26 protein-coding genes and 1 pseudogene are annotated in these 22,777 nt (G+C 60.9%); 24 read left to right on the top strand and 3 right to left on the bottom strand.

What is annotated here, in order from left to right:
* Positions 1–76 precede the first annotated feature (76 nt).
* The 13 genes from CX511_RS24170 (at position 77) to CX511_RS24230 (ending at position 12,823) form a co-directional block, all read left to right on the top strand.
* A complete protein-coding gene (locus CX511_RS24170; protein WP_045181951.1) occupies positions 77–982 on the top strand; it encodes an energy transducer TonB in 906 nt (301 codons plus the stop codon).
* Positions 983–1,033: 51 nt separating this feature from the next.
* A complete protein-coding gene (locus CX511_RS24175; protein ID WP_045181949.1) occupies positions 1,034–1,603 on the top strand; it encodes a YqgE/AlgH family protein in 570 nt (189 codons plus the stop codon).
* Complete coding sequence (ruvX, locus tag CX511_RS24180; RefSeq protein WP_045181945.1) at positions 1,603–2,037, top strand: Holliday junction resolvase RuvX; 435 nt, start codon at positions 1,603–1,605, stop codon at positions 2,035–2,037. Before CX511_RS24175 ends, ruvX begins: the two co-directional genes overlap by 1 nt.
* Positions 2,038–2,097: 60 nt before the next feature.
* Entirely contained in the window at positions 2,098–2,616 is a 519-nt protein-coding gene (pyrR, locus tag CX511_RS24185; protein WP_045181943.1) for a bifunctional pyr operon transcriptional regulator/uracil phosphoribosyltransferase PyrR, read from the top strand.
* Positions 2,617–2,628: 12 nt separating this feature from the next.
* Complete coding sequence (locus tag CX511_RS24190; protein ID WP_045181941.1) at positions 2,629–3,633, top strand: aspartate carbamoyltransferase catalytic subunit; 1,005 nt, start codon at positions 2,629–2,631, stop codon at positions 3,631–3,633.
* On the top strand, positions 3,630–4,901 hold the full coding sequence (locus CX511_RS24195) for a dihydroorotase (RefSeq protein WP_045181939.1): 1,272 nt from the start codon (positions 3,630–3,632) through the stop codon (positions 4,899–4,901). The genes CX511_RS24190 and CX511_RS24195 overlap by 4 nt, the downstream gene beginning before the upstream one ends.
* A gap of 204 nt (positions 4,902–5,105) precedes the next feature.
* Complete coding sequence (gene hslV, locus CX511_RS24200; protein ID WP_045181936.1) at positions 5,106–5,636, top strand: ATP-dependent protease subunit HslV; 531 nt, start codon at positions 5,106–5,108, stop codon at positions 5,634–5,636.
* 77 nt (positions 5,637–5,713) lie between these two features.
* Positions 5,714–7,051 carry an ATP-dependent protease ATPase subunit HslU gene (hslU, locus tag CX511_RS24205; RefSeq protein ID WP_045181933.1) on the top strand — a complete coding sequence of 446 codons (1,338 nt, stop codon included), beginning with the start codon at positions 5,714–5,716 and terminating at the stop codon, positions 7,049–7,051.
* Positions 7,052–7,095: 44 nt separating this feature from the next.
* Complete coding sequence (locus tag CX511_RS24210) at positions 7,096–7,473, top strand: gamma-butyrobetaine hydroxylase family protein (RefSeq protein ID WP_045181930.1); 378 nt, start codon at positions 7,096–7,098, stop codon at positions 7,471–7,473.
* 348 nt (positions 7,474–7,821) lie between these two features.
* The gene (gene phaC, locus CX511_RS24215; protein WP_101293773.1) at positions 7,822–9,501 is read left to right on the top strand and encodes a class II poly(R)-hydroxyalkanoic acid synthase; all 1,680 of its coding nucleotides are present in this window, start codon (positions 7,822–7,824) and stop codon (positions 9,499–9,501) included.
* A 62-nt stretch (positions 9,502–9,563) separates the two neighbouring features.
* Entirely contained in the window at positions 9,564–10,412 is an 849-nt protein-coding gene (gene phaZ / locus CX511_RS24220) for a poly(3-hydroxyalkanoate) depolymerase (RefSeq protein ID WP_045181925.1), read from the top strand.
* A 100-nt stretch (positions 10,413–10,512) separates the two neighbouring features.
* Entirely contained in the window at positions 10,513–12,195 is a 1,683-nt protein-coding gene (gene phaC, locus CX511_RS24225; RefSeq protein ID WP_045181922.1) for a class II poly(R)-hydroxyalkanoic acid synthase, read from the top strand.
* Positions 12,196–12,208: 13 nt separating this feature from the next.
* Entirely contained in the window at positions 12,209–12,823 is a 615-nt protein-coding gene (locus tag CX511_RS24230; RefSeq protein WP_045181920.1) for a TetR/AcrR family transcriptional regulator, read from the top strand.
* A 112-nt stretch (positions 12,824–12,935) separates the two neighbouring features.
* On the opposite strand, the gene CX511_RS24235 is transcribed toward CX511_RS24230, so the two are convergent.
* From CX511_RS24235 to CX511_RS24245, 3 genes are all read right to left on the bottom strand, one after another.
* Positions 12,936–13,697, bottom strand: a complete 762-nt coding sequence (locus tag CX511_RS24235; RefSeq protein WP_101293772.1) for a phasin family protein — start codon at positions 13,695–13,697, stop codon at positions 12,936–12,938.
* Positions 13,698–13,707: 10 nt separating this feature from the next.
* On the bottom strand, positions 13,708–14,127 hold the full coding sequence (locus tag CX511_RS24240) for a phasin family protein (RefSeq protein ID WP_045181916.1): 420 nt from the start codon (positions 14,125–14,127) through the stop codon (positions 13,708–13,710).
* 141 nt (positions 14,128–14,268) lie between these two features.
* On the bottom strand, positions 14,269–14,544 hold the full coding sequence (locus CX511_RS24245; RefSeq protein ID WP_045181915.1) for a polyhydroxyalkanoic acid system family protein: 276 nt from the start codon (positions 14,542–14,544) through the stop codon (positions 14,269–14,271).
* Between the two features lie 125 nt (positions 14,545–14,669).
* On the opposite strand from CX511_RS24245, the gene ubiE reads away from it, so the two are divergent.
* From ubiE to CX511_RS25750, 11 genes and pseudogenes are all read left to right on the top strand, one after another.
* A complete protein-coding gene (ubiE, locus tag CX511_RS24250; RefSeq protein ID WP_045181914.1) occupies positions 14,670–15,440 on the top strand; it encodes a bifunctional demethylmenaquinone methyltransferase/2-methoxy-6-polyprenyl-1,4-benzoquinol methylase UbiE in 771 nt (256 codons plus the stop codon).
* The gene (locus CX511_RS24255; RefSeq protein ID WP_045181913.1) at positions 15,440–16,063 is read left to right on the top strand and encodes a ubiquinone biosynthesis accessory factor UbiJ; all 624 of its coding nucleotides are present in this window, start codon (positions 15,440–15,442) and stop codon (positions 16,061–16,063) included. The genes ubiE and CX511_RS24255 overlap by 1 nt, the downstream gene beginning before the upstream one ends.
* The gene (ubiB, locus tag CX511_RS24260) at positions 16,060–17,667 is read left to right on the top strand and encodes a ubiquinone biosynthesis regulatory protein kinase UbiB (protein WP_045181911.1); all 1,608 of its coding nucleotides are present in this window, start codon (positions 16,060–16,062) and stop codon (positions 17,665–17,667) included. Before CX511_RS24255 ends, ubiB begins: the two co-directional genes overlap by 4 nt.
* Before the next feature lie 74 nt (positions 17,668–17,741).
* Positions 17,742–18,134, top strand: a complete 393-nt coding sequence (gene hisI, locus CX511_RS24265) for a phosphoribosyl-AMP cyclohydrolase (protein WP_045181907.1) — start codon at positions 17,742–17,744, stop codon at positions 18,132–18,134.
* A gap of 1 nt (position 18,135) precedes the next feature.
* Complete coding sequence (locus CX511_RS24270) at positions 18,136–18,471, top strand: phosphoribosyl-ATP diphosphatase (RefSeq protein ID WP_045181903.1); 336 nt, start codon at positions 18,136–18,138, stop codon at positions 18,469–18,471.
* Between the two features lie 25 nt (positions 18,472–18,496).
* Entirely contained in the window at positions 18,497–18,766 is a 270-nt protein-coding gene (locus CX511_RS24275; protein WP_045181901.1) for a twin-arginine translocase TatA/TatE family subunit, read from the top strand.
* A gap of 3 nt (positions 18,767–18,769) precedes the next feature.
* Positions 18,770–19,150, top strand: coding sequence for a Sec-independent protein translocase protein TatB (tatB, locus tag CX511_RS24280; RefSeq protein WP_045181897.1), 381 nt, complete (start codon positions 18,770–18,772; stop codon positions 19,148–19,150).
* Entirely contained in the window at positions 19,147–19,938 is a 792-nt protein-coding gene (gene tatC / locus CX511_RS24285) for a twin-arginine translocase subunit TatC (RefSeq protein WP_045181895.1), read from the top strand. Before tatB ends, tatC begins: the two co-directional genes overlap by 4 nt.
* A complete protein-coding gene (locus CX511_RS24290) occupies positions 19,935–20,642 on the top strand; it encodes a 16S rRNA (uracil(1498)-N(3))-methyltransferase (protein WP_045181893.1) in 708 nt (235 codons plus the stop codon). The genes tatC and CX511_RS24290 overlap by 4 nt, the downstream gene beginning before the upstream one ends.
* 79 nt (positions 20,643–20,721) lie before the next feature.
* A pseudogene (locus CX511_RS25745) lies at positions 20,722–21,783 on the top strand (methyl-accepting chemotaxis protein); the annotation flags it as partial.
* A gap of 141 nt (positions 21,784–21,924) precedes the next feature.
* A complete protein-coding gene (locus CX511_RS25750) occupies positions 21,925–22,638 on the top strand; it encodes a methyl-accepting chemotaxis protein (protein ID WP_409077870.1) in 714 nt (237 codons plus the stop codon).
* Positions 22,639–22,777: the final 139 nt, after the last annotated feature.

Here is a 22,777-nt window from a genome sequence, read left to right on the forward strand (position 1 = left end):
ATCATGCCGGTCGTTTTTTTGACCTGCGCACCCGCTCTGCCGATTTTTCCCCGGCCTTGTGGCTGCTGGATACCTGATGACGCTGCCTGCTGACATCCCTGCCGACTTCACCCCGCCCCGCGTTCGCCCGGCGGATCGGCTCGGCTTTACCCTATTTCTGGCGGCCCTGCTGCACTTGGCGCTGATTCTTGGTCTGGGGTTTTCCTTTGCCAAGCCAGAAGAAATTCGCCGGACCATGGAAATCACCCTGGCCACCTTCAAGAGCGAGAAAGCGCCGCAGAAGGCCGACTTCCTGGCCCAGGACAACCAGCAAGGTAGCGGCACACTGGACAAGAAAGCAGTGCCAACCACCACTGAGATTGCCCCATTTCAGGACAGCAAGATCAACAAGGTCACGCCACCACCAGCCGCCAAGCCGGAAGTGAAGCCACAACCAACGCCGCCCAAGGCCGTCGTCACTACCAAGGCGCCAAAGCCGGAAAAAGTCGAAACTCGACCCAAAGAAGCCAAACCGCAGCCAAAACCCAAGGCCGCGACACCAGACTTCGACAGTTCGCAACTGTCCAGCCAGATCGCCAGCCTCGAAGCCGAGCTGTCGCAAGAGCAACAGCTGTACGCCAAGCGCCCGCGTATTCACCGCCTCAATGCCGCCTCGACCATGCGCGACAAGGGGGCCTGGTACAAGGACGAATGGCGCAAGAAGGTCGAGCGCATCGGCAACCTCAACTACCCCGATGAAGCCCGCCGTCAGCAGATCTATGGCAGCCTACGGTTGATGGTTTCGATCAACCACGACGGCTCGCTCTATGAAGTGCTGGTGTTGGAGTCTTCCGGTCAGCCGCTGCTCGATCAGGCTGCCCAGCGCATCGTCCGCCTGGCGGCGCCATTTGCGCCGTTTACCGGCGATCTGGCGGACATTGACCGTCTGGAGATCATCCGCACCTGGCGCTTCGCACGGGGCGACCGTTTGTCGAGCAATTAACCTGTGGGAGCGGGCTTGTCAGTCTGGCGCCCCAACGCCAAACTACTAGCCATGAAAAACCTCAGCCCGAGTTACCTCAAGCATCAGTTCCTGATTGCCATGCCACACATGGCCGACCCGAACTTCGCGCACACCTTGACCTACATCGTCGAGCACAACGCCAATGGCGCGATGGGGCTGGTGGTCAATCGGCCCCAGGAACTGAACCTGGCCGATATCCTCGAACAATTGCGCCCCGACGTCGAAGCGCCAGCCAGCTGCCTGCAGATACCGATCTACATCGGTGGCCCGGTACAGAACGACCGCGGCTTTGTCCTGCATACCAGTGACAAGGCGTACCAAGCCACCATCGGGCTGGAAGGATTGTCGCTCTCGACCTCTCAGGATGTGCTGTTTGCCATTGCCGACGGCGTCGGCCCCAAGCAAAGCCTGATTACCCTAGGCTATGCCGGCTGGGAAGCGGGTCAGCTGGAAGCGGAACTGGCCGACAACGCCTGGCTGAATTGCCCATTCGACCCCGAGATCATCTTCGGCATGGCTTGCGAGCAACGTCTTGAAGCCGCCGCTGCCAGCCTGGGGATCAACCTCAGCCTGCTCACCAGCCAGGCGGGGCACGCCTGATGGCCGAATTACGCCTGCTGCTGGGTTTTGACTACGGCACCAAACAGATCGGCGTCGCCGTCGGCCAGGTTATTACCGGCCAGGCCCGTGAGCTGTGCACCCTCAAGGCCCAGAACGGAGTACCGGACTGGACCCAGGTAGAAAAACTGATCCAGGAGTGGAAGCCTGACGCCATTGTCGTGGGCCTGCCGCTGAATATGGACGGCACGCCCAGCGAAATGAGTGCCCGTGCCGAGAAATTTGCCCGGCGCCTGAACGGCCGCTTCAACCTGCCCGTGCACACCCACGACGAACGCCTGACCACCTTCGAAGCCAAGGGCGAGCGCATGGCCCGTGGCGGCCAGCGTGGCAGTTACCGCGACAACCCGGTGGACGCTATTGCCGCAGCCTTGCTGCTGCAGGGCTGGCTGGAGGCCAACACCGGGCAGTTCTGACCCAGATCATCGGATTCAAGCCGGGACAGCGCTATGCTCCCGGCCTCTTGAGGAGCAAGCATGAGCCTACCCAATCCCGCCGAACTGATCCGGCAGATGGCCGTCGACCTTCGTGCCCATCTGGCCCGGCGCAACATTACTGAGCCGCGCTTCATCGGCATCCGCACCGGGGGGATCTGGGTTGCCCAGGCCCTGCTCGAAGAATTGGGCAGCGAAGCCGCCCTGGGCACTCTGGACGTTTCATTCTATCGCGATGACTTCAGCCAGAACGGCCTGCACCCGCAAGTACGCCCGTCGAACCTGCCGTTCGAGATCGAAGGTCAGCACCTGGTGCTGATCGATGACGTACTGATGAGCGGTCGGACCATCCGCGCAGCCCTCAACGAACTGTTCGACTATGGCCGTCCGGCCAGCGTAACCCTGGTCTGCCTGCTCGACCTCGACGCTGGCGAATTGCCGATCCGGCCAAATGTGGTCGGCGCAACCCTGTCGCTGGCGGCCCATGAACGGGTAAAATTGACCGGACCCGCACCGCTCGCCCTCGAGCGCCAGGACCTCGCCTCCGCTTCCGCACTTTAAGAGTCCCTCGCGATGACGCCAATCGACGCCAAGCGCCCGCTGCAGCTCAATGATCAGGGCCAGCTGCGCCATTTTCTCTCGCTCGACGGTTTGCCCCGCGAACTGCTGACCGAGATCCTCGACACCGCCGACTCCTTTCTTGAGGTCGGCGCCCGGGCCGTTAAAAAGGTCCCGTTGCTACGCGGCAAGACCGTCTGCAACGTGTTCTTCGAAAACTCCACGCGCACCCGGACCACCTTCGAACTGGCCGCACAGCGGCTGTCGGCCGACGTCATCACCCTGAATGTGTCGACCTCCTCGACCAGCAAGGGCGAAACCCTGTTCGACACCCTGCGCAATCTGGAAGCCATGGCCGCTGACATGTTCGTCGTGCGCCACGCCGACTCCGGCGCCGCCCACTTCATCGCCGAGCACGTGTGCCCAGACGTGGCCATTATCAACGGCGGTGACGGCCGTCACGCCCACCCGACCCAAGGCATGCTCGACATGCTTACCATTCGTCGGCACAAAGGCGGCTTCGAAAATCTTTCGGTGGCGATCGTCGGTGACATCCTGCACTCGCGGGTGGCCCGTTCGAACATGCTCGCGCTGAAAGCTCTGGGTTGCCCGGACATTCGCGTAATCGGTCCGAAAACCCTGCTACCGATCGGTATCGAACAGTACGGCGTGAAGGTCTACACCGACCTCGAACAAGGTCTGAAAGACGTCGACGTGGTGATCATGCTACGCCTGCAGCGTGAGCGCATGGCCGGTGGCCTGCTGCCGAGCGAGGGCGAGTTCTACCGTCTGTTCGGCCTGACTACCGCCCGCTTGGCCGGAGCCAAGCCGGATGCCATCGTCATGCACCCGGGGCCGATCAACCGCGGCGTAGAAATTGAATCGGCGGTGGCCGACGGTGCCCATTCGGTGATCCTCAACCAGGTCACCTACGGCATCGCAGTGCGCATGGCCGTGCTGTCCATGGCCATGAGCGGGCAAACTGCCCAACGTCAATTCGAGCAGGAGAACGCCCAGTGACCCTCAGCATTCTCGGCGCCCGGGTCATCGACCCACTGAGCGGCCTGGACCAGACCACCGACCTGCACATCGATGCTGGCAAGATCGTTGCCATCGGTGCGGCACCGGCCGGTTTTACTGCGACACGCACTATCGACGCCCAAGGCCTGGTCGCCGCACCTGGCCTGGTTGACCTCAACGTCGCCCTGCGCGAGCCGGGCTACAGCCGCAAAGGCAGCATCGCCAGCGAAACCCGCGCAGCAGCAGCAGGTGGCGTCACCAGCCTGTGCTGCCCACCGCAAACCAAGCCGGTGCTGGACACTTCGGCAGTCGCCGAGCTGATCCTCGACCGCGCCCGCGAAGCCGGGCACAGCAAGGTATTTCCGATCGGCGCCCTGAGCAAAGGCCTGGAAGGCGAACAGCTTGCAGAGCTCATTGCGCTGCGCGACGCCGGCTGCGTGGCGTTCGGCAATGGCCTCAACGCCTTTGGCAACAACCGCACCCTGGCGCGCGCCCTTGAGTACGCGGCAACCTTTGACCTGACGGTGATCTTCCACTCGCAGGACCGCGACCTGGCTCAAGGCGGCTTGGCCCACGAAGGCGCGATGGCCAGTTTCCTCGGCCTTCCAGGCATTCCGGAAACCGCCGAAACCGTGGCCCTGGCGCGCAACCTGCTGCTGGTCGAACAGACGGGCGTACGGGCGCACTTCAGCCAACTGACCAGCGCCCGCGGCGCACGCCTGATCGCTCAGGCCCAGGAACTCGGCTTGCCAGTCACCGCTGACGTGGCGCTGTATCAGCTGATCCTCACCGATGAAGCTCTGCGCGACTTCTCCAGCCTCTACCATGTGCAGCCGCCGTTGCGCACCCGCGCTGACCGCGATGGTCTGCGCGAAGCGGTAAAGTCCGGGGTTATTCAGGCGATCTCCAGCCATCACCAGCCGCACGAGCGTGATGCCAAGCTGGCACCGTTCGGCGCCACTGAGCCGGGTATCAGCAGTGTTGAATTGCTGCTGCCATTGGCGATGACCCTGGTGGAAGATGGCCTGCTCGACCTGCCAACTTTGTTGCAACGTTTGTCCAGCGGACCTGCCCAAGCCTTGCGCCTGCCGGCCGGACAATTGAAAGTCGGCGGTGCCGCCGATTTGGTCCTGTTCGATGCCAAGGCTTCGACCGTGGCCGGCGAACAGTGGCGTTCCAAAGGCGACAACTGCCCGTTTATCGGCCACTGCCTGCCGGGCGCGGTGCGTTATACCTTGGTTGATGGGCATATCAGCCACGAGGCCTGACAGCTTTACCCCTGTGGGAGCCGGCCTTGCCTTGCGAAAAAGGGCCGCTACGCGCCCCATCGCCGGCAAGTCCAGCTCCCACAACAGGTCCAGGCATAGCCAGCCCATCGCACTACCGCTCATCCTTCAAGGTTGAAATCCTTCCCACCACCCCCATATGAGTCTGCATCAGGCATTTTCGCCCCGCTGCGTGGAGACTCTCCCTTGACCACCATCGTTTCAGTTCGCCGCCACGGCAAAGTCGTCATGGGCGGCGACGGCCAGGTTTCTCTCGGCAACACCGTGATGAAAGGCAACGCCAAGAAAGTCCGCCGCCTGTACCACGGCCAGGTCATCGCCGGTTTCGCCGGTGCCACCGCCGACGCATTCACCCTATTCGAACGTTTTGAAGGCCAGCTGGAAAAACACCAGGGCCATCTGATCCGTGCCGCCGTCGAGCTGGCCAAAGAATGGCGTACCGACCGCTCCCTGAGCCGCCTGGAAGCCATGCTGGCCGTAGCCAACAAGGACGCTTCGCTGATCATCACCGGTAACGGTGACGTCGTCGAACCGGAAGACGGCCTGATCGCCATGGGTTCCGGTGGTGGCTATGCCCAGGCTGCCGCCCGTGCCTTGCTGCAAAAAACCGATCTCTCGGCGCGTGAAATCACCGAGACCGCCCTGAACATCGCCGGTGACATCTGTGTGTTCACCAACCACAACCTGACTATCGAGGAGCAGGACCTGGCCGAGTAACTCAGCTGTTCTGGCGCCCGGCCCCGACGGCCGGGCTTTTCCACGCTGACTTATCGAGCCCAAGGACCATCACAACCATGTCCATGACCCCCCGCGAGATCGTCCACGAACTCAACCGCCACATCATCGGCCAAGATGATGCCAAGCGCGCCGTCGCCATTGCCCTGCGTAACCGCTGGCGGCGCATGCAGCTCCCTGCTGAGCTGCGCGTTGAAGTCACGCCAAAAAACATCCTGATGATCGGCCCTACCGGCGTCGGCAAGACCGAAATCGCCCGGCGCCTGGCCAAGCTGGCCAATGCCCCGTTCATCAAGGTCGAAGCGACCAAGTTCACTGAAGTCGGCTATGTCGGCCGTGACGTTGAATCGATCATCCGTGATCTGGCTGACGCCGCCATCAAGATGCTCCGCGAGCAGGAAATCATCCGTGTCGGCCACCGTGCCGAGGACGCTGCCGAAGAGCGCATCCTGGATGCCTTGCTGCCACCGGCACGCACCGGCTTCAACGAAGACCAGACCACCAGCCAGGATTCCAACACCCGCCAGTTGTTCCGCAAGCGCCTGCGCGAAGGCCAGCTGGATGACAAGGAAATCGAGATCGAAGTGGCCGAAGCCATGGGCGTCGATATTTCTGCGCCACCGGGCATGGAAGAGATGACCAACCAGTTACAGAACCTGTTTGCCAACATGGGCAAGGGCAAACGCAAGAGCCGCAAACTCAAGGTCAAAGAAGCACTGAAACTGGTGCGTGACGAAGAGGCCGGCCGCCTGGTCAACGAAGACGAACTCAAGGCCAAGGCCCTGGAAGCGGTCGAACAGCACGGCATCGTGTTCATCGACGAAATCGACAAAGTGGCCAAGCGTGGCAATGTCGGCGGCGCCGACGTCTCCCGCGAAGGCGTGCAGCGCGACCTGCTGCCACTGATCGAAGGCTGCACGGTGAACACCAAGCTGGGCATGGTCAAAACCGACCACATCCTGTTCATCGCCTCCGGTGCATTCCACCTGAGCAAGCCCAGCGACTTGGTGCCTGAACTGCAAGGTCGTCTGCCGATCCGCGTCGAACTCAAGGCACTGAGCCCTGAAGATTTCGAGCGCATCCTCAGCGAACCGCACGCCTCGTTGACCGAGCAATACCGCGAGCTGCTCAAGACCGAAGGCCTGAACATCGAGTTCGCCGCCGAAGGCATCAAACGCTTGGCCGAAATCGCCTGGCAGGTCAACGAGAAGACCGAGAACATCGGTGCGCGTCGCTTGCACACCCTGCTCGAGCGCCTGCTCGAAGAGGTTTCGTTCAGCGCCGGTGACTTGGCCAGTGCCCACAGCGAAGCACCGATCCGTATCGACGCCGACTACGTCAACAGCCACCTGGGCGAATTGGCGCAGAACGAAGACCTTTCTCGTTATATTCTGTAAGCCTCATTCTCTTACAGGCAGGGCCGCTTGCGGCCCTGAACCATATGGCCAGACTCCCTACCGGCATCAACCTGCACAAAGCCTCCAAAACCCTGAGCCTGACTTACGGGCCCGATGAGGTATACAACCTGCCCGCAGAATTTCTGCGCGTGCACTCCCCCTCCGCCGAGGTCCAAGGCCACGGCAACCCGATCCTGCAATTCGGCAAACTGGGTGTAGGCCTGAGCCAAATCGAACCGGCCGGGCAGTACGCACTGAAGCTGACCTTCGATGACGGCCACGACAGCGGCTTGTTCACGTGGGAGTACCTGGAGCAGTTGTGCCTGCGCCAAGAGGACCTCTGGAAAGACTACCTCGACGAGTTGGCCAAAGCCGGAAAATCCCGCGACCCTTCCGAGTCAATCGTCAAGCTGATGCTCTAGTTCAGGCCTTACAAGGTTTAGAGCGCATTTTCTAATTCTATTTGCTTGAATGCCTGCTCAACGGCCAATGATTGGCCGTCTTGCGCAACACTCGAAAGTCGGGTAACCAATGGATCTGGCAAGCTCCCTGCATTGATTTACAGCAGGGTCGAGCCGGTATGCAGAGGTCGCGAGCGAAAGCAGGCAGTCTTCTCAAGCAGAAAAAACCCGCATGGCTCATCGTCGTTTGCATCCGGCCGCAGGACCGCAGTTCGTTATCACTGGTCACCCGAGCAGCAGTACCGGGCACTCGTCTGTGTAACGCGCACAGCAGGCCGGTACTCGTCTCAGGACAACGGAGCGTCGTAGATGAGTAACAAGAACAACGATGACCTGCAGCGCCAAGCCTCGGAAAACACACTGGGCCTGAACCCTGTGATCGGCTTGCGCCGTAAGGATTTACTGACTTCTGCGCGAATGGTGCTGGGCCAAGCTATTCGTCAGCCGCTGCATGGTGCCAAGCATGTCGCGCATTTCGGCTTGGAACTCAAGAACGTGATCTTCGGCAAGTCGGCCCTGCAACCGGAAAACGACGACCGTCGCTTCAATGATCCAGCCTGGAGCCAGAACCCTCTTTATCGCCGCTACCTACAGACTTACCTGGCCTGGCGTAAAGAACTGCATGATTGGATCGACACCAGCAATCTGTCGGACCAGGACATCAGTCGTGGTCACTTCGTCATCAATCTGATGACTGAAGCCATGGCCCCGACCAATACCGCCGCCAACCCGGCAGCGGTCAAACGCTTTTTCGAAACCGGTGGCAAAAGCCTGCTCGATGGTCTGTCGAACCTGGCCAAGGACATGGTCCACAACGGTGGCATGCCCAGCCAGGTCAACATGGAAGCCTTCGAGGTCGGCAAGAACCTGGGCACCAGTGAAGGCGCAGTGGTGTTTCGCAATGATGTACTGGAGTTAATCCAGTACAAGCCGATCACCGAACAAGTGCTCGAGCGTCCGCTGCTGGTGGTGCCACCGCAGATCAACAAGTTCTACGTTTTCGACCTCAGCCCGGAGAAGAGCCTGGCGCGCTTCTGCCTGCGCTCCAACGTGCAGACCTTTATCGTCAGTTGGCGCAACCCGACCAAAGCTCAGCGCGAATGGGGCCTGTCGACCTACATCGATGCCCTCAAAGAAGCCGTCGATGTGATCCTGGCGATCACCGGCAGCAAAGACCTGAACATGCTCGGTGCCTGCTCCGGCGGCATCACCTGCACCGCACTGCTGGGTCACTATGCGGCGCTGGGTGAAACCAAGGTCAACGCCCTGACCCTGCTGGTCAGCGTCCTCGACACCACGCTCGATAACCAGGTTGCCCTGTTCGTTGACGAACAGACGCTCGAGTCGGCCAAGCGCCAGTCCTACCAGGCCGGCGTGCTTGAAGGCCGCGACATGGCCAAGGTGTTCGCCTGGATGCGGCCCAACGACCTGATCTGGAACTATTGGGTCAACAACTACCTGCTGGGCAACGAGCCGCCAGTGTTCGACATCCTGTTCTGGAACAACGACACCACCCGCCTGCCGGCCGCCTTCCATGGCGACCTGATCGAAATGTTCAAAAGTAATCCACTGACCCGTGCCGATGCACTGGAAGTGTGCGGCACGCCCATTGACCTGAAGAAAGTTACCTCCGATATCTACAGCCTGGCCGGCACTACTGATCACATCACGCCTTGGCAAGCCTGCTACCGCTCAGCCCAGCTGTTTGGTGGCAATGTCGAGTTCGTGCTGTCCAACAGCGGTCATATCCAGAGCATACTCAACCCGCCAGGCAATCCCAAAGCGCGCTACATGACCAGCAGCGAAATGCCAACCTGCACCAAGCAATGGCAGGAGAACGCCCACAAGCACACCGACTCTTGGTGGCTGCACTGGCAAAACTGGCTGACCGAGCGCTCTGGTGAACTGAAAAAAGCGCCGACACGCTTGGGCAACAAAGCCCATGCCGCGGCCGAGGCCGCGCCAGGGACCTACGTACACGAGCGCTAGTTGCAGCGAACGCCGCGGCCAGTAACGGGTCGCGGTGAATCATCCACCACAGGGTTTCGCGCATGCCGCAACCGTATATTTTCAGAACCGTCGACCTGGATGGCCAAACCATCCGCACGGCGGTTCGCCCCGGCAAGCCGCACTTGACGCCCTTGCTGATTTTCAATGGCATCGGCGCCAACCTGGAGCTGGTGTTCCCCTTCATCCAGGCCCTGGACCCGGACCTGGAAGTCATTGCTTTCGACGTGCCCGGTGTCGGTGGCTCGTCGACGCCCCGGCATCCCTACCGCTTCCCGGGCCTGGCCAAGCTCACCGCACGCATGCTCGACTACCTCGACTACGGACAGGTCAATGCCATCGGTGTGTCCTGGGGTGGGGCGCTGGCCCAGCAGTTCGCCCACGACTATCCCGAGCGCTGCAAAAAGCTGGTATTGGCAGCCACCGCCGCAGGCGCGGTGATGGTCCCGGGCAAGCCCAAGGTGTTGTGGTTGATGGCCAGCCCCAGACGCTACATTCAACCCTCGCATGTCATCCGCATCGCACCGCAGATCTATGGCGGGGCCTTTCGCCGCGACCCTGACCTGGCCACGGCACATGCCGCCAAAGTGCGCTCCTCGGGCAAACTCGGTTACTACTGGCAGCTGTTCGCCGGGCTTGGCTGGACCAGCGTTCACTGGCTGCACAAGATCCAGCAACCGACCCTGGTACTGGCCGGTGACGATGATCCGTTGATTCCGTTGATCAATATGCGCCTGTTGGCCTGGCGGATTCCCAATGCCCAGCTACACATAATCGACGACGGTCATTTGTTCCTGATCACCCGGGCCGAAGCCGTCGCCCCGATCATCATGAAGTTTCTCCAGCAAGAGCGCCAACGCGCCGTCATGCACCCTCGGCCCGCCCCCAGCTAAGACGCTGCGATCAAACGCCCAAGGCCGGTGTACGGCATGAGGTTGGTGTCGCTCTTGCATTGATCTGTTTGTAGTTGGCCTGACGACGGAGTGTTGCCTGATGAAAGACAAGCTCGCAAAGGGGTCGGTACCGGTCCCCACCTCACATATGAATGTGCAGAATGCGATCACCGGCCTGCGCGGCCGTGACCTACTTTCCACCTTACGCAATGTCAGCCGCCACAGCCTGCGTCACCCGCTTCACACCGCCAAACACATGCTCGCCCTGGGCGGCCAGTTGGGGCGCGTGCTGCTCGGTGACACCCCGCACCAGCCCCATGCCCGCGACAATCGCTTCAAGGACCCTGCGTGGAACCTCAATCCGTTTTACAGCCGCGGGCTCCAGGCTTATCTGGCGTGGCAGAAGCAAACCCGCCAATGGATCGATGAAAGCCAGCTGGAGGCCGATGACCGCGCCCGCGCGCACTTTGTCTTTGCCCTGCTCAGCGATGCCATGTCACCGAGCAATTCGCTCCTCAACCCGGCAGCCGTCAAAGAGCTGTTCAACTCCGGCGGCCTGAGCCTGGCGCGAGGCTTGAATCACCTGGTCGATGACTTGCGCCACAACGACGGCTTGCCGCGCCAGGTCAATCCCGAGGCGTTCGAGGTCGGTCGTAACCTGGCCACTACCCCAGGTGCCGTTGTCTTTCGCAACGAATTGCTGGAATTGATCCAGTACAAGCCGATGAGCGAAACCCAGTACGCCCGGCCGGTGCTGGTGGTACCGCCGCAGATCAACAAGTTCTACATCTTCGACCTGAGCCCGGCCAACAGCTTCGTTCAATACATGCTCAAAAATGGTCTGCAGACCTTCATGATCAGCTGGCGCAACCCCGACCGGCGTCATCGTGAATGGGGCCTGTCGAGTTATGTCGAAGCACTGGAAGAAGCCATGAATGTCTGCCGGGCAATCACCGGCAGCCGCGAAGTCAACCTGATGGGGGCCTGCGCCGGCGGCCTGACCATGGCCGCCTTGCAAGGCCACCTGCAGGCCAAACGACAATTGCGTCGAATCAGCAGTGCCACCTACTTGGTCAGCCTGCTCGACAGCCAGATCGATAGTCCGGCCAGCCTGTTCGCCGATGAACAGACCCTGGAGGCCGCCAAGCGTCGCTCCTATCAACAAGGCGTGCTCGACGGCCGGGAGATCGCCAAGGTCTTCGCCTGGATGCGCCCGAATGATCTGATTTGGAATTACTTCGTCAATAACTACCTGCTCGGCAAGGCACCACCGGCTTTCGATATTCTCTACTGGAACAACGACAACACCCGCCTGCCGGCTGCCCTGCACGGCGATCTGTTGGACTTCTTCAAGCACAACCCGCTGACCCATGCCGCTGGCCTTGAAGTGTGTGGTACCCCGATCGACCTGCAGAAGGTCAACGTTGACAGCTTCAGCGTGGCCGGCAGCAATGATCACATTACGCCCTGGGATGCGGTGTACCGCTCGACCCTGCTGCTGGGCGGCGACAAACGCTTCATTCTGGCTAATAGCGGCCATGTACAAAGCATCCTCAACCCACCCGGTAATCCCAAGGCGCACTACGTTGACAACCCGCGCCTGAGCAGCGACCCACGGGCCTGGTTCTACGATGCCAAACAGGTGGACGGCAGTTGGTGGCCACAGTGGCTTGATTGGATTCAGGCGCGCTCAGGTGCCCAGCGCGAAACCCTGATGGCCCTGGGTAACCAAAATTACCCTCCCATGGACCCCGCGCCCGGTACTTACGTCCAGGCGCGCTGAACAAGAAGAACGGATGAAAACCCGCGACCGAATTCTCGAGTGTGCCCTGCAGCTGTTCAACCAGCAGGGCGAACCGAATGTCTCAACCCTGGAGATCGCCAATGAAATGGGGATCAGCCCGGGCAACCTGTACTACCACTTCCACGGCAAGGAGCCGCTGGTGTTGGGTTTGTTCGAACGCTTTGAGGATGAGCTTACCCCTCTGCTCGACCCGCCCCTGGAAGTACGCCTGGAGGCCGAGGATTACTGGCTGTTCCTGCACCTGATCGTCGAACGCATGGCCCAGTACCGCTTCCTCTTCCAGGACCTGTCGAACCTGACCGGGCGCCTGCCGAAACTGGCGCGCGGCATGCGCAACCTGCTCAATGCCCTCAAGCGCACCCTGGCCGCCCTGCTCGCCAGCCTCAAGGCCCAAGGTCAGGTGACCAGCGATACGCGGGCGCTGGGGCAGCTGGTTGAGCAGATTACCCTGACCCTGTTGTTCTCACTGGATTACCAACGGGTTTTGGCGCGCGAAGGTGAAGTCGGCGTAGTGGTGTATCAGGTGATGATGCTGGTCGCGCCGCACTTGGAAACCGGCTCGCGGCATGCGGCTGAACAGTTGGCCTTGCGCTATCTGGATGGCTGAAAATCACTGGTTCGCAGCCTCGCGGCAGCGGCTACAGCGGGCCAGACCTGCAATGAACACAAATGAAAACGCCCGGCACTAAGGCCGGGCGTTTGCTGACAACAGCCTGCAATCAGGACGGATTCAGCGGGCTCACCGATGCTGATGGCGCTGATGGTGCCGCTGCAGTCGGTGCCGAGGTGACAGCAGGAGCTGCACTTGGCGCCGGTGCTGCGCTGACAGCCGGTGCTGCCGGTTTGGCAGCTGCAGGCTTGGCCGGGGCTTTTTTCACCGCCGGTTTTTTCGCCGCGGCCGGCTTGGCTGCTGCAGTTTTCGCAGCCGCAGGCTTAGCAGCTGGCTTGGCTGCTGGTTTAGCCGCCGCGGTTTTCGCCGATGGCTTGGCTGCAGGTTTAGCTGCCGCTTTCGGTGCAGCCTTGGCCAACGGTTTGGCCGCAGCTTTGGTCGCAGCCGGCTTGCTCGAGACCGACTTGACCGATGCACCGGTCAATTTCTCGATCTGCTTGGTCAAGGTATCAACCTGCTGATGCAGCGCCTTGACTTCATTGCGGCTCGGCACGCCCAGACGCGAAATGGCACTGTTCAGGCGCTTGTCGAAAGCCTCTTCGAGCTCGCTCCATTTGCCCAGTGCACGGTCTTTCACATCACCCACGCGCGAGGTGGCCGATTTGGCTGAAGCCTTGGCCGCGTCAACGGAGCCCTTGGCCTGTTTTTCAGCTTTCTCACCATCCTTGACCAGGGATTCGAACAGCTTGTTGCCGTCCTGATCGATCTTGGAGTAGATACCCAGCCCCGCCAGCCAGATCTTGCGGGAATACTTCTCGATCCCCCCGACCCAGGAGCTGCTTTCTTTATCGCTATTCTTCTTGCCAGCCATCCCGCTCTCCTTATTGTTTACGTGCGACACGTTCAAGCAATGCCGTCAGCTCATCGAGCTTGGCAGAGAGTGCCTCCACGTCATGTTTAGACGGAATGCCGATGCGATTCAAGGCGCTGGCGACCCGTGTGTCGAAAGCCTTTTCGATTTTATCGAGTTGAACTTCGACCTTGCCCTTGACGTTAGTGATCTCACCCTTGACCGAATCGATCTGGCTGTTGGCGGCATCAAGCTCGTGGTCGATGCGTTTCTTGCCACGCTTCTCCACGGTTTCACCGGCCTTGACCAGCTCTTTCAGGTAGTCAGCACCTTCCTGACCCACCCGGGCATAAGCGCCCAGGCCTGCCAGCCAAATTTTGCGCGCGTAGCCGCGCACCTCACCCTGCGTACCCTGGGCGTCATCTTTCTTCTTCAAAATCACTTTGGCCATGCTCTGCACCTCACGCTCGAAAAGATATGGAGGAACTGCCCATGGAAGTTGGGCTTGAGCACAAGGTAGGGAGAAAAATTAGAATTCTCACCCTAAGGCAAGAAAATGCCGGTAGGAGCGGATTAATCCGCTCCTACCGGCTCATGCCAAGGCTTTGTCCAAAGCCCGCTCGATTTCACTCTTGATCGTCCCGCTCATCATCGACAGCATCATGCCCAGCTTCAGCTCGACCTTGATGGTGTCTTCACCGATCTGCACGCTGCCATTGGCACCGCTGCGTTTGACCTCGACCCGGTCGCCATTCCATCGGGCGGTAAGGTCGTACTCGCGGGCCAGCTTGTCGACCAGGGCTTGGGCCTTTTCCCGAGCCGCTTCGCGGCCCAGGCTGTGTTTGCGCTCAACGCTGATCTGGGTCATTCATTCAATCCTGGGTTCAGAGGCATACTTCTATTATGCCCTCGCCCCGACCTGCGACACACCCCGCCAAGACAAATCCGACCGTACGCCCTAGAATGGCCAGTAATTTTTCCCGGTGAAGCGATATGAACGATCAGCGCAAAGGCGACCACGCCGAACCCACCACCCATTTCGGCTACCAGAACGTGCCGGAAAGCCAGAAAGCAGAGAAAGTTGCTGAGGTTTTCCATTCGGTAGCGGCCAAATACGACTTGATGAACGACGTGCTTTCCGGCGGCATGCACCGCCTGTGGAAGCGCTTCACCATCGAACTGTCCGGTGTGCGCAGCGGCAACCGGGTCCTGGATATCGCCGGCGGCACCGGTGACCTGGCGGCCAAGTTCTCGCAACTGGTTGGCCCGACCGGCCAAGTCGTACTGGCGGACATCAACGAGTCGATGCTCAAAGTCGGTCGCGACCGCCTGCTCGACCGAGGTGTGGCCGGCAACATCGAATTCGTCCAGGCCGACGCTGAAAAGCTGCCGTTCCCGGACAACCACTTCGACTGCGTGACCATCGCCTTCGGTCTGCGTAACGTCACCCACAAGGACGACGCCATCCGCTCGATGCTGCGGGTGCTCAAGCCCGGTGGCCGTCTGCTGGTGCTGGAGTTCTCCAAGCCGACCAACACCTTCATGTCCAAGGTCTACGACGCCTACTCGTTCGCCTTCATGCCGTTGGCTGGCAAGCTGATCACCAACGACTCGGAAAGCTACCGCTACCTGGCCGAGTCGATCCGCATGCACCCTGACCAGGAAACCCTCAAGGCGATGATGGTCGAGGCCGGTTTCGACCGCGTCACTTACCACAACATGACCAGCGGCATCGTTGCCCTGCACCGGGGTATCAAGCCCTGATGCTCCTGGCCGGCCTCCTTGCCAGCGTCGAGCACGGCCTGAACCGTGTCCTGCGCCTGGACAGCACCGCACTGCCGCGCTTGCGCTCGCTCGATGGCAAGGTGATTGCCATCGACTGCCGCCAGCCGGCCCTGCAACTGTTCATCCTGCCCAGTGAAGAAGGGCTGATGCTCGCCTCGCATTGGGCAGTGGAGGCCGACTGCACCCTGCGCGCCCCGGCCAGCAGCCTGGTGCGCCTGGCCCTTAGCCAGGACAAGAGCGCGGTACTGCACAGCCCGCAGGTCGAGCTCGAAGGCGACAGCGCTGTGCTGCTGGACCTGGTCGCGGTGCTACAGGACCTCGAGCTTGACTGGGAATACGAAGTCTCGCGCTGGCTTGGTCCCGTGGCCACACAGTTGCTCAGCGGCCACTTGCGCAGCCGCGCCAGCTGGACTCGCCAAGGCCTGGCCAATCTCAATCAGAACCTCTCCGAGTACCTGGCCGAAGAAGCCCGCACCTTGGTTGGTCAACGCGAAGCCGAGGCCCGTTTCAGCGAACTCGACACACTCAAAGTCGATATCGAACGCCTTGAGGCGCGCATTGAGCGCCTTGCCCGATCCCTTGATACCAGCGATAACGCATGAAGCTGCTTGCCGTCCGCCGTCTGTTGCGCATCCAGAGCGTGGTCATCCGCTACCGCCTCGATGACCTGCTGTTCGAACTGCCACTACCCTGGTGGCTGATGGCCCTGCGGCATCTGATGCCTTGGCGCTGGTTCCCACGCAAGACCCTGGAGCTCAGTCGCGGCGCACGTCTGCGCCTGGCCCTGCAGGACTTGGGGCCGATCTTCATCAAGTTCGGCCAACTGTTGTCGACCCGTCGCGACCTGCTGCCCGAAGACATCGCGGATGAGCTGATGCTGCTGCAGGACCGGGTGCCGTCCTTCGATCCACAGCAGGCCATCGCCCTGATCGAAGAACAGCTCGGGGCGAAAATCAGCGACGTATTCAGCCGCTTCGACGTCGAGCCACTGGCCTCGGCCTCGGTAGCTCAGGTTCATGCCGCCAAACTCAAGAGTGGTGAAGAAGTGGTGGTCAAGGTCGTGCGCCCTGGCCTCAAACCGGTCATCGCTCAGGACCTGGCCTGGTTGTTCCTGATTGCCCGCGGTGCCGAGCGCGTCTCGGCCGACGCCCGCTTGCTGCACCCGGTGGAAGTGGTCAACGACTACGAGAAAACCATCTACGACGAACTCGATCTGTTGCGTGAGGCGGCCAATGCCAGCCAACTCAAGCGTAACTTCGAGGGCTCGGAGATGATGTACGTGCCCCAGGTGTACTGGGACTGGTGCCGTCCCAAAGTGCTGGTGATGGAGCGCATCTATGGCATTCAGGTCACCGACCTGGTCACCCTGGCCGACCAGCGTACCGACATGAAAATGCTCGCCGAGCGTGGTGTGGAGATTTTCTTCACCCAGGTGTTCCGTGACAGCTTCTTTCATGCCGACATGCACCCGGGCAACATCTTCGTCAGCACTGTCAAACCGTGGAGCCCGCAATACATTGCGATCGACTGCGGCATCGTCGGTAGCCTCACCCCTGAAGACCAGGACTACCTGGCGCGCAACCTCTTTGCCTTCTTCAAACGCGACTACCGCCGCGTAGCCCAGCTGCACATTGATTCGGGCTGGGTGCCGGCGCACACCAAGCTCAATGAGTTCGAGGCGGCGATCCGTACCGTTTGCGAGCCGATCTTCGAAAAACCGTTAAAAGATATTTCTTTCGGCCAGGTACTGATGCGCCTGTTCCAGACCGCGCGCCGCTTCAACATGGAAGTTCAGCCTCAACTGGTGCTGCTGCAAAAGACCCTGCTCAACATCGAAGGCCTGGGTCGTCAGCTCTACCCCGAGCTGGACCTGTGGAGCACCGCCCAGCCCTTCCTGGAGCGTTGGATGCGCGAGCGGGTCAGCCCCAAGACCCTGCTGCAGAACCTGCACGGCCAGGTCGAACAGATCCCACACCTGGCCGGTATGACCCGCGACCTGCTCGAACGCATGTCACAGCCGCATTTGGCTGACCCGCCTAGCCCCTGGCAGCAGAAGGGTGATGGCTGGGCCTTACGCCTGCTCGGTGCCGGGTTGCTCGGCGGTGGAGCGACCCTGGCCGCCGGTGCGGTCAGCCTCAGCGCCCCGGCCGCCTGGCCCGCCTGGTTGATGCTGGCCGCCGGCCTTTACCTGATCGTGCGTCGATAGCCAGCCGCGTCGCTGACTGGCACACTAGCGCAAGGGGCCGGCAGAGGATCGAGCCTCTCGTTTTGGAGTCGTACATGAAAGACTGGCTGGACGAGATCAACTGGAACAGCGATGGCCTGGTACCGGCTATCGCCCAGGACCACAAAACCGGGCGCGTGCTGATGATGGCCTGGATGAACCGCGAGTCGCTGGCGCTGACCGCCGCCGAGCAGCGAGCCATCTACTGGTCGCGTTCGCGTGGCAAACTGTGGCGTAAGGGCGAAGAATCAGGGCACGTGCAAAAACTGCATGAAATGCGCCTGGACTGCGACGCCGACGTGATCATCCTGATGGTCGAGCAACTGGGGCATATTGCTTGCCATACCGGTCGTGAAAGCTGCTTCTACCGTGTTTACCAGAACGGTGAGTGGCAGACCGTCGACCCTGTCCTCAAAGACCCCAACGCCATCTACAACGCAGGACACTGACATGAGCGACACCCTCACCCGCCTGGCCGAAGTGCTGGAAGCGCGCAAAGGCGCCGAACCTGACAGCTCCTACGTGGCTAGCCTGTACCATAAGGGTCTGAACAAGATTTTGGAAAAGCTCGGCGAAGAATCGATCGAGACCATCATTGCTGCCAAGGATGCCGCACACAGCGGAGATTACAGCGATGTCATCTACGAGACCGCCGATCTGTGGTTCCATAGCCTGGTCATGCTCGCTGAACTGGGCCAGCACCCGCAGGCTGTGCTGGATGAGTTGGACCGCCGTTTCGGCCTGTCCGGGCACGCTGAGAAAGCAGCGCGTCAGCCGTCGGCCTAACTGAATTATTTCGAGGGATTGCACCATGGGTATTTTTGACTGGAAACACTGGATCGTCCTGCTGGTCGTTGTGGTACTGGTGTTCGGCACCAAGAAACTGAAGAACTTCGGTAGCGACCTGGGTGAATCGATCAAAGGCTTCAAGAAAGCCATGAACGAAGAAGAGTCCAAGCCCGACGAGCAGACCCCACCTCCAGTGCAACCCGTTCAACCGCAGGCCGCTTCGCCGTTGAACCAGCCGCACACCATCGACGGCCAGGCACACAAGGTCGAAGAACCGATCAGGAAAGATTGATCAATGTTCGGGATCAGCTTCAGCGAACTACTGCTCGTAGGCCTGGTGGCCCTGCTGGTGCTCGGCCCTGAGCGCCTACCGGGCGCTGCGCGTACGGCCGGGCTGTGGATCGGTCGTCTCAAACGCAGCTTCAATGCGATCAAGCAGGAAGTGGAGCGTGAGATCGGTGCCGATGACATTCGCCGCCAGCTGCATAACGAGCACATCCTCTCCATGGAGCAGGAAGCGCGCAAGATCCTCAACCCACAGAGCGTAACGCCTCAGCCCCCTGCGGCTGCAGCGACCAGTAGCGAAGCCAGCGTGCCAACGGCTGCCGCCAGCGCCGAGGCCACTCCGGCCGCCAGCGCCACCCCAGAACCGACACAGCCACCGCGAGTCCCATGAGCGAAATTCCGGAAAACGACCAGCCGATGCCGCTGGTTTCGCACCTCACCGAGCTGCGTACTCGCCTGCTGCGCTGCGTCGCAGCCATCTTCCTGATCTTCGCCGGGCTGTTTTCCTTCGCACAGCAGATCTACACCCTGGTTTCGGCGCCGCTGCGTGAGCACCTGCCGGCCAATGCGACGATGATCGCCACAGATGTCGCCTCGCCGTTCCTGACGCCGTTCAAGCTGACCATGATCGTCTCGCTGTTCCTGGCCATTCCGCTGATTCTCCAGCAGATCTGGGGCTTCATCGCGCCGGGTCTGTACCGCCACGAAAAACGCATCGCAATTCCGCTGCTGATCTCCAGCATCATTCTGTTCTATGCCGGGATGGCCTTCGCCTACTTCCTGGTGTTCCCGCTAATCTTCGGCTTCTTCGCCAGTGCCACCCCCGAAGGGGTGTCGATGATGACGGACATTTCCAGCTACCTGGACTTCGTCATGACCTTGTTCTTCGCCTTCGGCGTGGCTTTCGAAATCCCGGTGGCCGTGGTCCTGCTGGTGTGGATCGGCGTGGTCGATGTGAAGTACCTGAAGAAGATCCGCCCGTACGTGATCATCGGCTGCTTTGTTGTCGGGATGGTCCTGACTCCGCCGGACATCTTCTCGCAAACCCTGCTAGCCGTGCCTATGTGGCTGCTGTTCGAGATCGGTATTCTGTTTGGCTCACTGATCCGTAAACGCAGCGAACACCGCGACGACACTGCCGACGACCACAACGACCAGCCGCCAGCGACTCAACCGTGAACCTGCTGCTGCTCGAAGAAGCCGACTTCATCGCGGCTGATCGCGTCATTCTGGCCGACCGGCGCTTTACCCACATGCAGGAAATCCACCGCGTGGCGGTTGGCGACAACCTGCGTGTCGGACGCATTGGCGGGCTGATGGGCGAAGCTCAGGTAGTGCGCCTGGAAGGCCATGAGGCGGAACTTTCCGTCAGCTTCGACCGCGATCCGCCGGCCAAGCTGCCGCTGACCCTGGTGCTGGCCCTCCCACGCCCGAAGATGCTACGCCGGGTGTTCCAGACCGTCGCCACCATGGGTGTGCCCAAACTGATTCTGGTCAACAGCTACCGGGTCGAAAAAAGCTTCTGGCAAACCCCTTTCCTGGAGCCCGAGGCCATCCGTGAACAATTGATCCTCGGCCTGGAACAGACTCGCGACACGATCCTGCCCGAAGTCGTCATCGAGAAGCGTTTCAAACCCTTCGTCGAAGACCGGTTGCCAGCCATTGCCCAAGACACGCTTGGCCTGGTCGGCCACCCTGGCCCCTTCCCTCCTTGCCCGCGCGGCCTGGACCAGCCGGTAACCCTGGCCATCGGCCCGGAAGGCGGCTGGATCCCCTACGAGATTGATCTGCTGGGCAAGGCCGGGCTTAGCCCAGTGCAACTGGGTGAGCGCATCCTGCGCGTGGAGACGGCGGTCACCGCCCTGCTCGCTCGCCTGTTCTGACTTCAGTTTTGCGCTCCGGCGCCGATGCATAGGCACCAGAACAAAAAATCGCCTCTGCTGAACGCAATGGAGTCCCACCATGTATCGTTGGTTAGCCCAGCACCTGGGTAACGTGAGCGTCAATCGCAAGCTCGGCATCGGCTTCGGCCTGGTCCTGTTGCTAACCCTGAGCATTACCCTGACAGGCTGGCAGGGCATCAGTGGCGTCACCAATCGCGGCGATACCCTGGGCAGCATCTCCCAACTGCTTGAGGCTACCCTCGAACTGCGCGTCGCTCGCCAGGCCTACCAGCTCAAGGGTGATGAAGCCTCAGCGCAGAACCTCAACAACGCCTTGGCGGCTCTTGATCGACAACTGCAACAGGTTGATCAACGCATCGTCCTCCCGGACAACCAACGGCGCATCGAACAGCAGAAGGACGCCGCCCGACAGTACCGTCAAGGGCTGGCTGAAGTGGAGAAGGCTGCCCAGCAACGTCAAGCCAGTCGCCAAATACTTGGCAGCAGCGCAGACCAAGCCACAACATTGATTGCCGAAGTCGAAAAACAATTGCTCAGCGGCAGCGATCTGAACCTTTTCAACAGCGTCGTCGAGGCCGGAAAACTGCTGCAGCAGGCGCGATTCCAGGTCCGGGGTTACACCTACAGCGGCAAAGCCGAGTTCCAACAGACAGCGCTTGATGCCATCGACCAGGCAAGCACGCAACTGAAGACCCTGGCAGAAGTCTTACCGGCAAACTTCACCAGCAGCTTCCAGCAAGCGACTCGCGCGCTGGACAGCTACCGTGCGGCGGTCATTCAGTTCGGTGTGTCACAAGCTGCCGCTGACCAGGCAACACAGCAAGTCGCCGCGCAAGGCGATATTCTCCTTGAGCAAAGCCAGCAGTTGATTATCAACCTGACCCAGGTGCGCGATGCCGAATCGCAGCACGCCAAGTCGATGCTCACCCTGGCCACCGCCCTGGCCCTGCTGTTTGGCCTGCTTGCCGCCTGGGCCATCACCCGCCAGATCGTCATCCCCCTGCGCCAGACCCTCAACGCTGCCGACCGCATCGCCAGCGGCGACCTGCGCCAGGACCTGAAGGTCGAGCGTCGTGACGAGCTTGGCCAACTGCAACGCAGCATGCAGCGCATGACTGTCAGCCTACGTGAGCTCATTGGTGGCATTGGCGACGGCGTCACCCAGATCGCCAGCGCCGCCGAAGAGCTGTCGGCAGTGACGGAGCAGACCAGTGCTGGGGTCAACAATCAAAAGGTCGAGACCGACCAGGTGGCAACCGCCATGAACGAGATGGCTGCCACTGTGCAGGAAGTCGCGCGCAATGCCGAAGAGGCCTCAGAAGCCGCCCTGGTGGCCGACCAGCAGGCGCGTGAGGGTGATCGGGTGGTTGGCGAAGCCATCGCCCAGATCGAGCGCCTGGCACATGAGATGAACCACTCCAGTGAGGCCATGGGCCAGCTCAAGGGCGAAAGCGACAAAATTGGCAGCGTCCTCGATGTGATCAAGTCGGTAGCCCAGCAGACTAACCTGTTAGCCCTCAACGCAGCGATCGAAGCCGCCCGTGCCGGGGAGGCCGGACGTGGTTTCGCCGTGGTGGCCGATGAAGTGCGCAGCCTGGCGCAACGTACTCAACAATCGACCGAAGAGATCGAGGCTCTGATTGCCAGCCTGCAAAATGGCACCCAACAGGTAGTCAGCACCATGGACGCCAGCCGCAACCTGACCGACAGCAGCGTCGAGCTGACCCGTCGTGCTGGTACCTCGCTGGACACCATTACCCGCACGGTTTCCTCGATCCAGGCGATGAACCAGCAGATCGCCGCAGCGGCTGAGCAACAAAGCGCAGTGGCTGAAGAGATCAACCGTAGCGTGATGAATGTGCGCGATGTGTCGGATCAAACGTCCGCCGCCAGCGAAGAAACGGCCGCCTCCAGCGTCGAGCTGGCACGCTTGGGCACCCACCTGCAGGGCCTGGTAGGCAAGTTCCAGCTCTGAGATTAAACAACCTGTGCTGCCAGCTCCGGCAGCACAGACGCGGCCGCGCCGACTTAACCGCTATTTGCCCTTGGGCAGCGTCCTACTCCCCTCACGTTCACTGGCATTTCCCCTAGGCCAATCACCGAAATTTCCTACA

The organism is Pseudomonas sp. S06B 330, assembly GCF_002845275.2.
Lineage (GTDB): Bacteria > Pseudomonadota > Gammaproteobacteria > Pseudomonadales > Pseudomonadaceae > Aquipseudomonas.